Origin of the sequence: Azospirillum sp. TSO22-1 (assembly GCF_003116015.1) — a bacterium.
Lineage (GTDB): Bacteria > Pseudomonadota > Alphaproteobacteria > Azospirillales > Azospirillaceae > Azospirillum.
The window spans coordinates 89,476-103,828 of the sequence record NZ_LGQZ01000013.1 but is presented as its reverse complement, the minus strand read 5'-3'; the positions used below and the strand labels follow the sequence as shown (position 1 = coordinate 103,828).

The following is a 14,353-nucleotide window of genomic DNA, read 5'->3' as shown; positions in this document are numbered from 1 at the left end:
GGCCCGGGGCATGCTTCGCGACGAAGACCGCATCTTCACGAACCTCTACGGCTTCCAGGACTTCCGCCTCGCCGCGGCGCAGAAGCGCGGCGACTGGGACGGCACCAAGGCCATCCTGGACAAGGGCAAGGACTGGATCATCGAGCAGGTCAAGGAATCCGGCCTGCGCGGGCGCGGCGGCGCCGGCTTCTCGACCGGCATGAAGTGGTCCTTCATGCCGAAGAACGTCACCGACAAGCCGGTCTACCTGGTCATCAACGCCGACGAGGGCGAGCCGGGCACCTGCAAGGACCGCGACATCCTGCGCCACGATCCGCACAAGCTGATCGAGGGCTGCCTGATCGCCGGTTTCGCCATCGGCGCCAGCGCCGCCTACATCTACATCCGCGGCGAGTTCTACAACGAGGGCTCGGCCACCCAGGTCGCCATCGACGAGGCCTACGCCTCGGGCCTGATCGGCAAGAACGCCTGCGGCACCGGCTACAACTTCGACGTCTTCATCCACCGCGGCATGGGTGCCTACATCTGCGGCGAGGAGACGGCGCTCATCGAGTCCATCGAGGGCAAGAAGGGCCAGCCGCGCAACAAGCCGCCGTTCCCGGCGCAGGCCGGCCTGTACTCCTGCCCGACGACGGTGAACAACGTCGAATCCATCGCGGTGGTGCCCACCATCCTGCGCCGCGGGGCCGGCTGGTTCGGCGGCCTGGGCCGTCCGAAGAACACCGGCACCAAGCTGTTCTGCATCTCCGGCCACGTGAACAAGCCGTGCAATGTGGAAGAGGAGATGGGCATCCCGCTGAAGGAGCTGATCGAGCGCCACGCCGGGGGCGTGCGCGGCGGCTGGGACAACCTGCTGGCGATCATCCCCGGCGGCTCGTCGGTGCCGGCGCTGCCGAAGTCGATCTGCGACACGGTGCTGATGGACTTCGACAGCCTGCGCGAGGTCCGCTCGGGCCTCGGCACCGCGGCGGTCATCGTTATGGACAAGTCCACCGACATCGTGAAGGCCATCGCGCGCCTGTCGAAGTTCTACGCGCACGAGAGCTGCGGCCAGTGCACGCCGTGCCGCGAGGGCACCGGCTGGCTGATGCGCATGATGGATCGCATGGTCAAGGGCAACGCCGCCGTCGAGGAGATCGACATGCTCTTCGAGGTGACCAAGCAGATCGAAGGTCACACCATCTGCGCGCTGGGCGACGCCGCGGCGTGGCCGGTGCAGGGCCTGATCCGGCATTTCCGGCCGGAGATGGAGGCCCGCATCGCCGCCTACCGCAACGCCGCCTCCGTCCGCGCAGCCGCCGAGTAAGGGAGCCCGAGGGGCCATGCCGAAACTGACCATCGACGGGATCGAGATCGAAGTCGAGCCGGGCACCTCCGTGCTGCAGGCTTGCGAGCAGCTCGGTATCGAAATCCCGCGTTTCTGCTACCACGAGCGCCTGAGCGTGCCGGCCAACTGCCGCATGTGCCTGGTGGAGATGGAGAAGGCGCCGAAGCCGGTGGCCTCCTGCGCCATGCCCTGTGCCGACGGCATGGTGATCAAGACCGACACCGAGACCGTGCACAAGGCCCGCAAGGGCGTGATGGAGTTCCTGCTGATCAACCATCCGCTCGACTGCCCGATCTGCGACCAGGGCGGCGAGTGCGACCTGCAGGACCAGGCCGTCGCCTACGGCTACGACCGCTCGCGCTACGGCGAGAACAAGCGGGCGGTCAAGGACAAGTACATGGGTCCGCTGATCAAGACGATCATGACCCGCTGCATCCACTGCACCCGCTGCATCCGCTTCGTGAACGAGATCTGCGGCGTCGCCGACATCGGCGCGGTCAACCGCGGCGAGCACATGGAGATCACCACCTTCGTCGAGAAGGCGATCGCCTCGGAGCTGTCGGGCAACCTCGCCGACGTCTGTCCGGTGGGGGCCCTGACCTCCAAGCCCTACGCGTTCACCACGCGCCCGTGGGAGCTGCGCAAGACCGAGACGGTGGACGTGCTGGACGCCGTCGGCTCCAACATCCGCGTCGACACCCGCGGCCCGGAGGTGATGCGCGTCATCCCCCGCACCAACGAGGACGTCAACGAGGAGTGGATCAGCGACAAGACCCGCTTCGCCTATGACGGCCTGAAGCGCCAGCGCCTCGACCGCCCGTACGTCCGCCGGAACGGCAAGCTGCAGCCCGCCACCTGGGCCGAGGCGTTCGCCGCCATCGCCGAGCAGGTGAAGGGCAAGCCGGGCAACGGACTGGCCGCCATCGCCGGCGACCTCGCCGACACCGAGTCCATGCTGGCGCTCAAGGAGCTGATGGTGGCCCTGGGCTCGTCCAGCATCGACTGCCGCCAGGACGGCGCCCGCTACGACACCTCGTCGCGCGCCGGCTACATCTTCAATTCCGGCATCGCCGGGATCGAGAAGGCCGACGTCATCCTGCTGGTCGGCACCAACCCGCGCTGGGAAGCGCCGATCGTCAACGCCCGCATCCGCAAGCGGTACCTGATGGGCGGCCTGAAGGTCGGCGTTGTCGGCCCGCAGGTCGATCTGACCTACCCGGCGACCCACCTGGGCAATGGCCCGCAGGCGCTGCAGGATCTGGTCGCCGGCAACGGCGACTTCGCCGAGGTGCTGAAGGGCGCCAAGCGGCCGCTGATCATCGTCGGCCAGGGCGCGTTCCGGCGCGCCGACGGTGCGGCGGTGCACGCCGCCGTCCGCCAGCTGGCCGAGACCTACAACGTGGTCCAGGCGGACTGGAACGGCTTCAACGTCCTGCACACCGCCGCCTCGCGGGTCGGCGGCCTCGACATCGGCTTCCTGCCGGGGCCGGGCGGCCGCGACGTCGCCGGCATCCTGGAGGGCGCGCAGAAGGGCGAGGTCTCGCTGGTGTACCTGCTGGGCGCCGACGAGATCGACATGGCCAAGCTCGGCAAGGCCTTCGTCGTCTACCAGGGCCACCACGGCGATGCCGGCGCCAGCCGCGCCGACGTGATCCTGCCGGGCGCCGCCTACACCGAGAAGAACGCCACCTACGTCAACACCGAGGGCCGGCCGCAGCTCGCCCGTCTGGCGGCCTTCCCGCCGGGCGAGGCGCGCGAGGACTGGAAGATCATCCGCGCGCTGTCGGAACACCTGGGTGCCACGCTGCCGTATGACAGCCTGACTCAGCTGCGCCGCCGGCTGGTTGAAGTGAACCCGGTGTTCGGTAACATTGGTGGCCTGACTCCGGCCGCGTGGACCGCGTTCGGCACCGCCGGCGCCATCGACCCGGCGCCGTTCGTCAGCCCGATCGCGAACTTCTACATGACCGATCCGATCAGCCGCGCCTCGGTCACCATGGCGCGCTGCACCGAGACGTTCCTGACCACCGCCGCGGATAGCGCCCAGGAGAGGACCGGCACCCATGGCTGAGATTTGGAGCGGCTTCCTGTTGCCGCTGATCATCATCGTGCTGAAGATCCTGGCGATCGTCGTTCCGCTGCTGGTGGGCGTCGCCTTCATGACGCTGGCCGAGCGCAAGGTTCTGGGCGCCATGCAGATGCGCCAGGGTCCGAACCTCGTCGGTCCGTTCGGCCTGCTGCAGCCCTTCGCCGATGGCGTCAAGCTGTTCGCCAAGGAGCAGGTGCTGCCGGCCGGCGCCAACCGCGCGCTGTTCTACATGGCGCCGATGATGACCTTCTTCCTGGCGCTGCTGGGCTGGGCGGTGGTGCCGTTCGACTACGGCATGGCGCTCACCAACATCAACGTCGGCATCCTGTACCTGTTCGCCATCTCCTCGCTCGGCGTGTACGGCATCATCGTCGCGGGCTGGGCGTCGAACTCGCGCTACGCCTTCCTCGGCGGCCTGCGCTCGGCGGCGCAGATGGTGTCCTACGAAGTCTCCATGGGCTTCGTCATCATCTCGGTGCTGCTGATCGTCGGCTCGCTGAACCTCACCGACATCGTGATGGCGCAGAAGACGGTGTGGTTCGTCATCCCGATGCTGCCGATGTTCGTGGTCTTCTTCATCTCCGGGCTGGCCGAGACGAACCGCGCGCCCTTCGACCTGCCGGAAGGCGAGTCGGAGCTGGTGGCCGGCTTCATGGTGGAGTACAGCTCGGCTCCGTACGCGCTGTTCTTCCTGGGCGAGTACGCGAACATGTTCCTGGTCAGCGCCATGACCTCGATCCTGTTCCTCGGCGGCTGGCTGCCGCCGTTCGACATCGCGCCGCTGAACTGGATCCCCGGCGTGGTCTGGTTGGCCCTGAAGGTCGCCTTCTGCCTGTTCACGTTCATCTGGGTCCGCGCGACCGTGCCGCGCTACCGCTACGACCAGCTCATGCGCCTCGGCTGGAAGGTGTTCCTGCCGCTGTCGCTGGCCTGGGTGGTGCTGACTGCCGGCGTGCTCGTCACCTTCGGCTGGCTGCCGAAGTAATCGGACCGAAAGGGAAGAAAACGCGGGGGCAGGGCCTGCCCCCGTGCTTAAAGGAGAACAAGAGGCCATGGCATTCCTCGACCGCACGGCGCGCAGCTTCTTCCTGGTGGAGCTGGTCCGCGGCCTCAGCCTGACCTTCAGCTACATGTTCAGGCCGAAGGTGACGCTGAACTACCCGTTCGAGAAGGGCCCGATCAGCCCGCGCTTCCGCGGCGAGCACGCGCTGCGCCGCTATCCCAACGGCGAGGAGCGCTGCATCGCGTGCAAGCTGTGCGAGGCGGTGTGCCCGGCGCTGGCCATCACCATCGAGGCCGAACCGCGCGAGGACGGCAGCCGCCGCACCACGCGCTACGACATCGACATGACGAAGTGCATCTACTGCGGCTTCTGTCAGGAAGCCTGCCCGGTGGACGCCATCGTCGAAGGCCCGAACTTCGAGTTCTCGACGGAGACGCGCGAGGAGCTCTTCTACAACAAGGAAAAGCTGCTGGCGAACGGCGACCGCTGGGAAGCCCTGCTCGCCGCCAACCTTGCGAACGAAGCGCCCTACCGCTAAACACTCGATCGCCCTTGGCGGGGTAGGGGGATTGCGCTCCCGGCCCCGATGACGAACGGAAAAACCTCGACCGCGGAGGCGGGGATACAATGATTGTTCAAGTCCTGGCGTTTTACCTTTTCTCCGCCATCCTGGTGGCCTCCGGCGTGATGGTCATCTCCGCGCGGAACCCGGTTCACTCGGTGCTCTACCTCATCCTGGCGTTCTTCCAGGCCGCCGGCCTGTGCGTGCTGATGGGGGCGGAGTTCCTGGCGATGATCCTGGTCATCGTCTACGTGGGCGCTGTCGCGGTGCTGTTCCTGTTCGTCGTGATGATGCTCGACATCAATTTCCGCGAGCTGCGCCAGGGCGCCGCGCAGTACATGCCGTTCGGCGCGCTGCTCGGTCTCGTGCTGCTGGCCGAGCTGGCCGTGGTGTTCGGCGCCTGGGTGGTGGCTCCGGCGGCCAACCAGGTCCTCGGCGCGCCGACCCCGGCGATCGAGCAGGTGAACAACACCCGGGCGCTCGGGCAGCTCATCTACACCCACTACGCGTACCTGTTCCAGGCGTCGGGCATCGTGCTGCTGATCGCCATGATGGGTGCCATCGTGCTGACGCTGCGTCGCCGCGAGGGCGTGCGCAAGCAGGACATCTCGGCCCAGCTGGCCCGCCGCCGCGAAGAGACGATGGCGATCCGCAAGGTCCCGACCGGAGAAGGCGTCTAAAAATGGAAATCGGGCTCGGTCATTACCTGACGGTCGCCGCGATCCTGTTCACCCTCGGGATCTTCGGCATCTTCCTGAACCGCAAGAACGTCATCATCATCCTGATGTCGATCGAGATGATGCTGCTGGCGGTGAACCTGAACCTCGTCGCCTTCTCGGTGTACCTGCACGATCTGGTCGGCCAGGTGTTCTCGATGATCATCCTGACCGTGGCGGCCGCCGAGGCGGCCATCGGCCTCGCCATCCTGGTGGTCTACTTCCGCAACCGCGGCTCGATCCGAGTCGAAGACATCAACATGATGAGGGGCTGAGGACGCGCCATGGAAGTCCTTGTCGTATTCCTGCCGCTGCTGGCGTTCCTCATCGCCGGTTCGCTGTCGCTGTTCGCCTACGGCCACAACGGCGCGCCGAAGGGCGCCGCCGCACACGGCCACGGGCATGACCACGGCCACCACGACCACCATCACGACGCGCATGGCCATGACGACCATGGGCACGATGACCACGGGCACGACGACCATCACCCGGCCGCCCCGGCGGACTGGCGCGACCGCACCGCGCAGGTCGTCACCTGCGGCGCCGTGGTCCTCGCCGCCGTCATGTCGTGGATCCTGTTCTTCCAGGTCACCGGCCACGGCGGCACGCCGCGCACCATCGAGCTGTTCCGCTGGATGAAGTCCGGCACGCTGGACGTGTTCTGGGCGCTGCGCGTCGACCAGCTGACCGCGGTCATGCTGGTGGTGGTCAACACCGTGTCGGCGTGCGTGCACGTCTACTCGGTCGGCTACATGGCCGATGACCCGAACAAGCCGCGCTTCCAGGCCTACCTGTCGTTCTTCACCTTCTGCATGCTGATGCTGGTGACGGCCGACAACTTCGTGCAGATGTTCTTCGGCTGGGAGGGCGTCGGCGTCGCCTCCTACCTGCTGATCAACTTCTGGTACGAGAAGCCCTCGGCCAACAACGCGGCGATGAAGGCCTTCCTGGTCAACCGCGTCGGCGACTTCGGCTTCGCGCTCGGCATCTTCTCGGTGTTCGTGCTGACGGGCTCGCTGCAGTTCGACGTCGCCTTCGCCAAGGCGCCGGAGCTGGTCGGCAAGACCCTGCACTTCCTGAGCTGGGACTTCGACGCGCTGACCATCGCCTGTCTGCTGCTGTTCGTCGGCGCCATGGGCAAGTCGGCGCAGCTCGGCCTGCACACCTGGCTGCCGGACGCGATGGAAGGCCCGACCCCGGTGTCAGCGCTCATCCACGCCGCCACCATGGTGACCGCCGGCGTGTTCATGGTGTGCCGCCTGTCGCCGCTGTTCGAGTACGCGCCCGCCGCGCTCCAGGTGGTGACCGTGGTCGGCGCCTTCACCGCGTTCGTCGCCGCGACCATCGGCTTCACCCAGTTCGACATCAAGCGCGTCATCGCCTATTCGACGATGTCGCAGCTCGGCTACATGTTCTTCGCCGCCGGCGTCTCGGCCTACGACGCGGCCATGTTCCATCTGTTCACGCACGCCTTCTTCAAGGCGCTGCTGTTCCTCGGCGCCGGCTCGGTCATCCACGCCCTGCACCACGAGCAGGACATGCGCAACATGGGCGGCGTGTGGAAGAAGATCCCGGTCACCTACGCGCTGATGTGGATCGGCAACCTGGCGCTGGCCGGCCTGCCGATCTTCGCCGGCTTCTATTCCAAGGACATGATCCTCGAGGCGGCGTTCGCGGCGAACAGTCCGGTCGGCATGCTGGCCTTCTGGCTCGGCATCTCGGCGGCGCTGATGACTGCATTCTACTCCTGGCGCCTGCTCATCATGTCGTTCCACGGCGCGCCGCGCATGCCGAAGAAGGTGTTCGAGCACGCCCATGAGTCGCCGCTGGTCATGCTGGTGCCGCTGTTCGTGCTGGGCGCCGGCGCGGTGCTCTCCGGCATCCTGTTCGCCGACCGCTTCATCGGCCACCACCGCGCCGATTTCTGGGGCAAGTCGATCTTCGTGCTGCCGGCCCACGACAGCATCGAGGCGGCGCACCATTACCTGCCGGGCTGGGTTGGCACGCTGCCGATCATCGTCGGCCTGATCGGCATCGCGCTGGCCTACCTGCTGTACCTGCTGCTGCCGCGCCTGCCGGGTGCGATCGCCAGCACGTTCAGCGGCGTCCACGCCTTCCTGTACAACAAGTGGTACTTCGACGAGCTGTACGACTGGGCCTTCGTGCGTCCGGCGCGCTGGCTCGGCCACGGCCTGTGGAAGGGCGGCGACGGCGCGCTCATCGACGGCGTCGGCCCGGACGGGCTGGCGGCGGCCACGCAGAACGTCGCGGCCAAGGCCTCGCGCATGCAGTCCGGCTACGTCTACCACTACGCGTTCGCGATGGTGATCGGCGTCGTCACGCTGGTCGTGTGGCTCTCGCTGTTCGGCTGAGCGGCTCAAGGGGAATAAGAAAATGCCGATCCTGTCGATCACCACCTTCCTGCCGCTCGTCGGCGCGCTGTTCATCCTGATCCAGCGCGGGAGCCCGGAGGCCGTGGCCAATCAGGCGCGCAAGATCGCCCTGATCACGACGCTCATCAACTTCGTGCTGTCGCTGTTCATCTGGTTCCACTTCGACCCGGCCAACCCGGGCTACCAGATGGTCGAGAAGGCGGAGTGGATCCCGGCCTTCAAGGTCAACTATCACATGGGTGTCGACGGCATCTCGATGCTGTTCGTCATCCTCTCCACCTTCCTGACGCCGCTGTGCATCCTCGCCTCGTGGGAGAGCATCCAGACCCGCGTCAAGGAGTACATGGTGGCCTTCCTGGTCCTCGAGACCCTGATGGTCGGCATGTTCTGCGCGCTCGACTTCGTCCTCTTCTACATGTTCTTCGAGGGCGTGCTGATCCCGATGTTCCTGATCATCGGCGTGTGGGGCGGACAGCGGCGCGTGTACGCGGCGTTCAAGTTCTTCCTGTACACGCTGCTCGGTTCGGTGCTGATGCTGATCGCCATCCTGGCGATGTGGTTCGTCGCCGGCACCACGGACATCCCGACGATCACCGCCACGCACTTCGACCGCCAGATGCAGATCTGGCTGTGGCTGGCCTGCTTCGCCTCCTTTGCGGTGAAGGTGCCGATGTGGCCGGTGCACACCTGGCTGCCGGACGCCCACGTCGAGGCGCCGACCGCCGGCTCGGTCATCCTGGCCGGCGTGCTGCTGAAGATGGGCGGCTACGGCTTCCTGCGCTTCAACATCCCGATGCTGCCCGAGGCGACCGAGTACTTCGCGCCGCTGATCTACACGCTGTCCATCGTCGCGGTGATCTACACCTCGCTGGTGGCGCTGGCGCAGGAGGACATGAAGAAGCTGATCGCCTACTCGTCGGTCGCGCACATGGGCTTCGTCACCATCGGCATGTTCACGCTGAACGCGCAGGGTGTGGAAGGCTCGATCTTCCAGATGCTGTCGCACGGCATCGTGTCGGGTGCGCTGTTCCTGTGCGTCGGCGTGGTGTACGACCGGCTGCACACCCGCGAGATCGCGCGCTACGGCGGTCTCGTGCACAACATGCCGAAGTACGCCATCGTGTTCGGCTTCATGACCATGGCCTCGGTCGGCCTGCCCGGCACCTCGGGCTTCGTCGGCGAGTTCCTGGTGCTGCTGGGCGCCTTCCAGGACAACACCTGGGTGGCGGCGCTGGCGGCCACCGGCCTGGTCCTGGGCGCCGCCTACGCGCTGTGGCTGCTGCGCCGCATCGTCTTCGGCAAGCTGGTCAAGGCCGACCTGAAGGCGATGTACGACATGAACATCCGAGAGATCGCCGTGTTCGTGCCGCTGGTCATCGTGGTGCTGTGGATGGGCATCTACCCGACCAGCTTCCTGAAGATCACGTCGGCGTCGGTCGACAACCTGATCAAGACCTACGAGACCAAGCTGGCCGCCGCCGGCGGCGTCAACGTGGCCGCGCGCTAGAGGGTATGCCATGATCGCCCAGTTCCCCGACCTTTGGCCGGCCCTGCCGGAAATCTTCCTGGCGTGCGCGGGCATGGCGCTGCTCATGCTTGGCGTGTTCCGCGGCGAGGGCTCCACCCGCATGGTGGCCTACCTCACCGTCGGCGCGCTGCTGTTCGCGGCATTCCTCTCGCTCGGCTACGGCTCCGGCCGCGTCGTCACCTTCAACGGCCTGTTCGTGATGGACGCCTTCGGCGTCTTCATGAAGGTGCTGGTGCTGGTGGCCTCGTCGCTCGCCGTCGTCATGTCGCTCGGCTACATCGAGCGCGAGCAGATGAACCGGTTCGAGTTCCCCATCCTCATGCTCTTCGCCACGCTGGGCATGCTGATGATGATCTCGGCCAACGACCTCATCTCGCTGTACGTCGGCCTGGAGACGCAGAGCCTGTCGCTGTACGTCATCGCCGCCTTCCGGCGTGACTCGACCGGCTCGTCGGAGGCCGGCCTGAAGTACTTCGTGCTCGGCGCGCTGTCGTCGTGCCTGCTGCTGTACGGCTCCTCGCTGGTGTACGGCTTCGCCGGCACCACGGCGTTCGACAAGATCGCCACGCTGCTGGCCGGCGGCACGCACCCGTCGGTCGGCCTGATCATCGGCCTGGTGTTCGTCGCCGCCGGCCTCGCCTTCAAGATCTCGGCCGTGCCGTTCCACATGTGGACGCCGGACGTCTACCAGGGCGCCCCGACGCCGGTGACCGCCTTCTTCGCGGTCGCCCCGAAGGTCGCCGCCATCGCGCTGCTCACCCGCGTTCTGATCGAGCCGTTCGGCCACATGGCGCACAGCTGGCAGCAGATCATCATCGCCTCGTCGATCATGTCGATGGCGCTCGGCGCCTTCGCCGCCATCGTGCAGACCAACATCAAGCGCCTGATGGCCTACAGCTCGATCGGCCACATCGGCTACGCGCTGGTCGGCCTCGCCACCGGCACGCAGGAAGGTGTCCGCGGCGTACTGATCTACATGGCGATCTACCTGTTCATGAACGTCGGCGCCTTTGCGGTCATCCTCTGCATGAAGCAGAAGGGCCGCATGGTCGAGGACATCAAGGACCTCTCCGGCCTCGCCCGCACCAACCCGATGCTGGCCGCCGCCATGGCGATCTTCATGTTCTCGATGGCGGGCATCCCGCCGATGGCCGGCTTCTTCAGCAAGCTGTACGTCTTCCTGGCCGCCGTGCAGGCCGGGCTGTACGTCACCGCCATCATCGGCGTGCTGACCAGCGTGGTGGGCGCGTACTACTACCTGCGCATCATCAAGGTCATGTACTTCGACGAGCCGGTCGGCGGCTTCGACAAGGTGACGGACGACGGCATGTCCGCCATCCTGGTCGGCACCACCGCGTTCACGCTGCTGTTCTTCATCGTCCCGGCGCCGATCCTGAACTACGCCGCCACCGCCGCGGCGGCGCTGTTCGCCGGCTGACGGCATGATCGACGGAGCATTACCGGGGGCGGGGAAGCTGTCCCTGCCCCCGGGCTTCCAGGTCATCGCCCTCGGCGCCGTCGGCAGCACCAACGACGAAGCCAAGGATCGCGCGCGCTCCGGTTCTCCGGAGCGCACCGTCGTCTGGGCCCGCAGCCAGCAGACCGGCCGTGGCCGGCGGGGGCGGGCCTGGACCTCGCCCGAGGGCAACCTCTACACCTCCACCATCCTGCGCCCGCGCGTGACGCCCGCCGTCGCCGCGCAGATGTCGTTCGTCGCCTCGCTCGCCATCGCCGAGACGGCGGAGGCGTTCCTGCCGGCCATGGCCGCGGTGCGCTGCAAGTGGCCGAACGACGTGCTGGTCAACGGCCGCAAGGTCGCCGGCATCCTGCTGGAGTCCGAGGCGTCGGCCGACGGGCGGCTGGCGTGGCTGGTGCTCGGCGTCGGCATCAACCTCAGGTATTTCCCGGAAGGGACCGAGTTCGCCGCCACCTCGCTGGCCGAGGAGGGGGCGGGGCACGCCGAACCGGCGGCGGCGCTGGAGATGTATGCCCAGAAGCTGGCGCACTGGTACGCGCGCTGGCAGGCCGAGGGCTTCGACCCGGTGCGCGCCGCATGGCTGGCGCGGGCGGCCAACCGCGGCGGACCGGTGGTGGTGCGCCTGAGCGACCGCGAACTGACCGGCACCTTCGTCGACCTGGACAGCGACGGTGTTCTGCTGCTCGATAGGGGCGACGGTGGCGTGCCGGTGCGGATCGCCGCCGGCGACGTCTTCTTTCCGGGATCGTGACGCATGCTGCTCGCCATCGACGCCGGCAACACCAACGTGGTCTTCGCCGTGTTCGACGGCGACGAGAAGCGCGGCCAGTGGCGCATCTCCACCGACAGCCGCCGCACCGCCGACGAGTACGCCGTCTGGCTGTTCAGCCTGATGGCGGTCAAGGGGCTGAAGCCCGCGGACATCCACGCCGCCGTGCTGTCCAGCGTGGTGCCGGCCGCCACCTTCGATCTCACCCGGCTGTGCAGCAACCACTTCCAGTGCGAGCCGATGCGGGTCGGCGATCCCGGCGTGGATCTCGGCATCAAGGTGCTGCTGGACAACCCGAAGGAGGCCGGCGCCGACCGGCTGGTCAACTCCATCGCCGCGGCTGAGACCTACCCGGCGCCGCTGATCATCGTCGATATCGGCACCGGCACGACCTTCGACGTGGTGGACCGGGACGGCAACTTCGTCGGCGGCGCCATCGCGCCGGGGCCGAGCCTGGCGCTCGACGCCCTGCACAAGGTGGCGGCGCAGCTGCCGAAGGTGGAGATCGTCCGCCCGGCGCGCGTCGTCGGCAAGGGGACGGTGGCGGCCATGCAGTCCGGCATGTTCTGGGGCTACACCAGCATGATCGAAGGGCTGATCACCCGCATCTCGGCCGAGCTGTCGCCGACGGGCGACCCGCCCGTGACGGTGATCGCCACCGGGGGGCTTGGCCGGACGTTCGCCGAGGCCACCTCCATGATCCACCATGTCGACAACGAGCTGACCATGCGCGGCCTGTTGTCGGTCTACAAACGCAACACGCCAAACAACCAGACAGCGGTAAAGAGCTAGTGGACAGCCAGTTCACCCCGGACGGGGACGGCCTGTATTTCCTGCCGCTCGGCGGGTCGGGCGAGATCGGCATGAACCTGAACCTGTACGGCCACCGCGGCAAATGGCTGATGGTGGACTTAGGGATCTCGTTCGCCGACGACACCATGCCCGGCCTCGACGTCATCATGCCGGACCCGGCCTTCATCAAGGAGCAGCGGGAGAACCTCGTCGGGCTGGTGCTGACGCACGCGCACGAGGACCATCTCGGCGCCGTGCAGTACCTGTGGCCGCAGCTGCAATGCCCGGTCTACTGCACGCCGTTCACCGCCTCGGTGCTGCGCGCCAAGCTGTACGAGCGCCAGCTCGCCACCAAGGTGCCGATCCACGAGATTCCGCTGGGCGGCCGGTTCGAGCTGGGGCCGTTCCAGCTGGAGTACGTCACGCTCACCCACTCGATCCCGGAGCCGAACGCGCTGGCGATCCGCACCGGGTCGGGCCTCGTGCTGCACACCGGCGACTGGAAGCTCGACCCGGAGCCGCTGATCGGCTCCGTGACCGACGAGGCGCGGCTGCGTGCGCTCGGCGACGAGGGCGTGCTGGCGCTGATCGGCGACAGCACCAACGCCATGGTGCCCGGCCGTTCCGGTTCCGAGGCGCAGGTGCGGGCGACGCTGACCGACCTGCTCGGCCGTTACCCGAACCGCATCGCGGTGACCTGCTTCGCCACCAACGTGGCGCGGCTGGAGAGCATCGCCGTGGCGGCGGCGGCGAACGGGCGCAACGTCGCGCTGGTCGGCCGCTCGCTGTGGCGGATCAACGAGGCGGCGCGTTCCAACGGCTACCTCAAGGACGTGCCGCCGTTCCTCAGCGAGCACGACGCCGCCTACCTGCCCAAGGACAAGCTGGTGATGATCTGCACCGGCAGCCAGGGCGAGCCGCGCTCGGCGCTGGCGCGCATCGCCGGCGGCGACCATCCGCAGGTGACGCTGGACCCCGGCGACACGGTGATCTTCTCCTCGCGCGAGATCCCCGGCAACGAGCGCGCCATCGGCCGCGTGCAGAACCTGCTGGTCAACAAGAGCATCGAGGTGGTGACCGCGGACGACGCGTTCGTCCACGTCTCCGGCCACCCGGCGCAGGACGAGCTGGTGCAGATGTACCAGTGGGTCCGCCCGAAGGTCGCGGTGCCGGTGCACGGCGAGCAGCGCCATCAGCTGGCGCACGCCCGGATTGCCCAGGGCTGCCAGGTGCCGCACGGTTTGGTGCCCGGCGACGGCGACGTCGTGCGGCTCGCGCCGGGGCCGGTGGAGGTGGTGACCCAGGTGCGCACCGGCCGGCTGGCCATCGACGGCAAGCGGCTGGTGCCGCTCGACACCGGGCTGATGCGGGCGCGCACCCGCATGGTGCACAACGGCGCCGCGGTGGCGACGCTGGTGCTCAACGCCAGGGGGGAACTGGTCACCGCGCCGCAGGTGGCGGTGATGGGCCTGCTGGACAGCGGCGAGACCGACCACGAGGTGCTGCTCGACGTGGTGGACGCGGTGCGCGAGGCCATCGCCGGCCTGCCGAAGCCGGCGCGCCAGGACGACGCCCTGGTGAAGGAGGCGGCGCGGGTCGCGGTGCGCCGTACCTTCAACACCTCGCACGGCAAGAAGCCGGTGACGGACGTTCACCTCGTCCGCGTTTAGCGGTAGGTTGGACCGCTCCATAAAAAA

General features: G+C 67.5%; 12 protein-coding genes. All 12 read left to right on the top strand.

What is annotated here, in order from left to right; translation table 11 throughout:
* Nucleotides 1-10: 10 nt before the first annotated feature.
* The 12 genes from nuoF (at nucleotide 11) to TSO221_RS03975 (ending at nucleotide 14,326) form a co-directional block, all read left to right on the top strand.
* A complete protein-coding gene (gene nuoF, locus TSO221_RS04030; protein WP_109117189.1) occupies nucleotides 11-1,306 on the top strand; it encodes an NADH-quinone oxidoreductase subunit NuoF in 1,296 nt (431 codons plus the stop codon).
* A gap of 16 nt (nucleotides 1,307-1,322) precedes the next feature.
* On the top strand, nucleotides 1,323-3,398 hold the full coding sequence (gene nuoG / locus TSO221_RS04025; RefSeq protein WP_109117188.1) for an NADH-quinone oxidoreductase subunit NuoG: 2,076 nt from the start codon (nucleotides 1,323-1,325) through the stop codon (nucleotides 3,396-3,398).
* Nucleotides 3,391-4,401 carry an NADH-quinone oxidoreductase subunit NuoH gene (nuoH, locus tag TSO221_RS04020; protein WP_109117187.1) on the top strand — a complete coding sequence of 337 codons (1,011 nt, stop codon included), beginning with the start codon at nucleotides 3,391-3,393 and terminating at the stop codon, nucleotides 4,399-4,401. The genes nuoG and nuoH overlap by 8 nt, the downstream gene beginning before the upstream one ends.
* A gap of 67 nt (nucleotides 4,402-4,468) precedes the next feature.
* On the top strand, nucleotides 4,469-4,957 hold the full coding sequence (nuoI, locus tag TSO221_RS04015) for an NADH-quinone oxidoreductase subunit NuoI (RefSeq protein WP_109117186.1): 489 nt from the start codon (nucleotides 4,469-4,471) through the stop codon (nucleotides 4,955-4,957).
* Between the two features lie 89 nt (nucleotides 4,958-5,046).
* Nucleotides 5,047-5,661: an NADH-quinone oxidoreductase subunit J gene (locus tag TSO221_RS04010; protein ID WP_109117185.1), complete on the top strand. Its 615-nt coding sequence runs from the start codon at nucleotides 5,047-5,049 to the stop codon at nucleotides 5,659-5,661.
* Between the two features lie 2 nt (nucleotides 5,662-5,663).
* The gene (gene nuoK / locus TSO221_RS04005; RefSeq protein ID WP_109117184.1) at nucleotides 5,664-5,972 is read left to right on the top strand and encodes an NADH-quinone oxidoreductase subunit NuoK; all 309 of its coding nucleotides are present in this window, start codon (nucleotides 5,664-5,666) and stop codon (nucleotides 5,970-5,972) included.
* A 9-nt stretch (nucleotides 5,973-5,981) separates the two neighbouring features.
* Nucleotides 5,982-8,069 carry an NADH-quinone oxidoreductase subunit L gene (gene nuoL / locus TSO221_RS04000; RefSeq protein ID WP_146208703.1) on the top strand — a complete coding sequence of 696 codons (2,088 nt, stop codon included), beginning with the start codon at nucleotides 5,982-5,984 and terminating at the stop codon, nucleotides 8,067-8,069.
* A gap of 22 nt (nucleotides 8,070-8,091) precedes the next feature.
* Complete coding sequence (locus tag TSO221_RS03995; RefSeq protein WP_109117183.1) at nucleotides 8,092-9,597, top strand: NADH-quinone oxidoreductase subunit M; 1,506 nt, start codon at nucleotides 8,092-8,094, stop codon at nucleotides 9,595-9,597.
* 10 nt (nucleotides 9,598-9,607) lie between these two features.
* Nucleotides 9,608-11,056 (top strand): NADH-quinone oxidoreductase subunit NuoN, encoded by a 1,449-nt coding sequence (nuoN, locus tag TSO221_RS03990; protein ID WP_109117182.1) that lies wholly within the window; start codon nucleotides 9,608-9,610, stop codon nucleotides 11,054-11,056.
* 4 nt (nucleotides 11,057-11,060) lie between these two features.
* Nucleotides 11,061-11,846 (top strand): biotin--[acetyl-CoA-carboxylase] ligase, encoded by a 786-nt coding sequence (locus TSO221_RS03985; protein WP_109117181.1) that lies wholly within the window; start codon nucleotides 11,061-11,063, stop codon nucleotides 11,844-11,846.
* A 3-nt stretch (nucleotides 11,847-11,849) separates the two neighbouring features.
* Nucleotides 11,850-12,656, top strand: coding sequence for a type III pantothenate kinase (locus tag TSO221_RS03980; protein WP_109117180.1), 807 nt, complete (start codon nucleotides 11,850-11,852; stop codon nucleotides 12,654-12,656).
* A gap of 71 nt (nucleotides 12,657-12,727) precedes the next feature.
* Complete coding sequence (locus tag TSO221_RS03975; RefSeq protein ID WP_109117228.1) at nucleotides 12,728-14,326, top strand: ribonuclease J; 1,599 nt, start codon at nucleotides 12,728-12,730, stop codon at nucleotides 14,324-14,326.
* The last annotated feature ends 27 nt before the right edge of the window (nucleotides 14,327-14,353 follow it).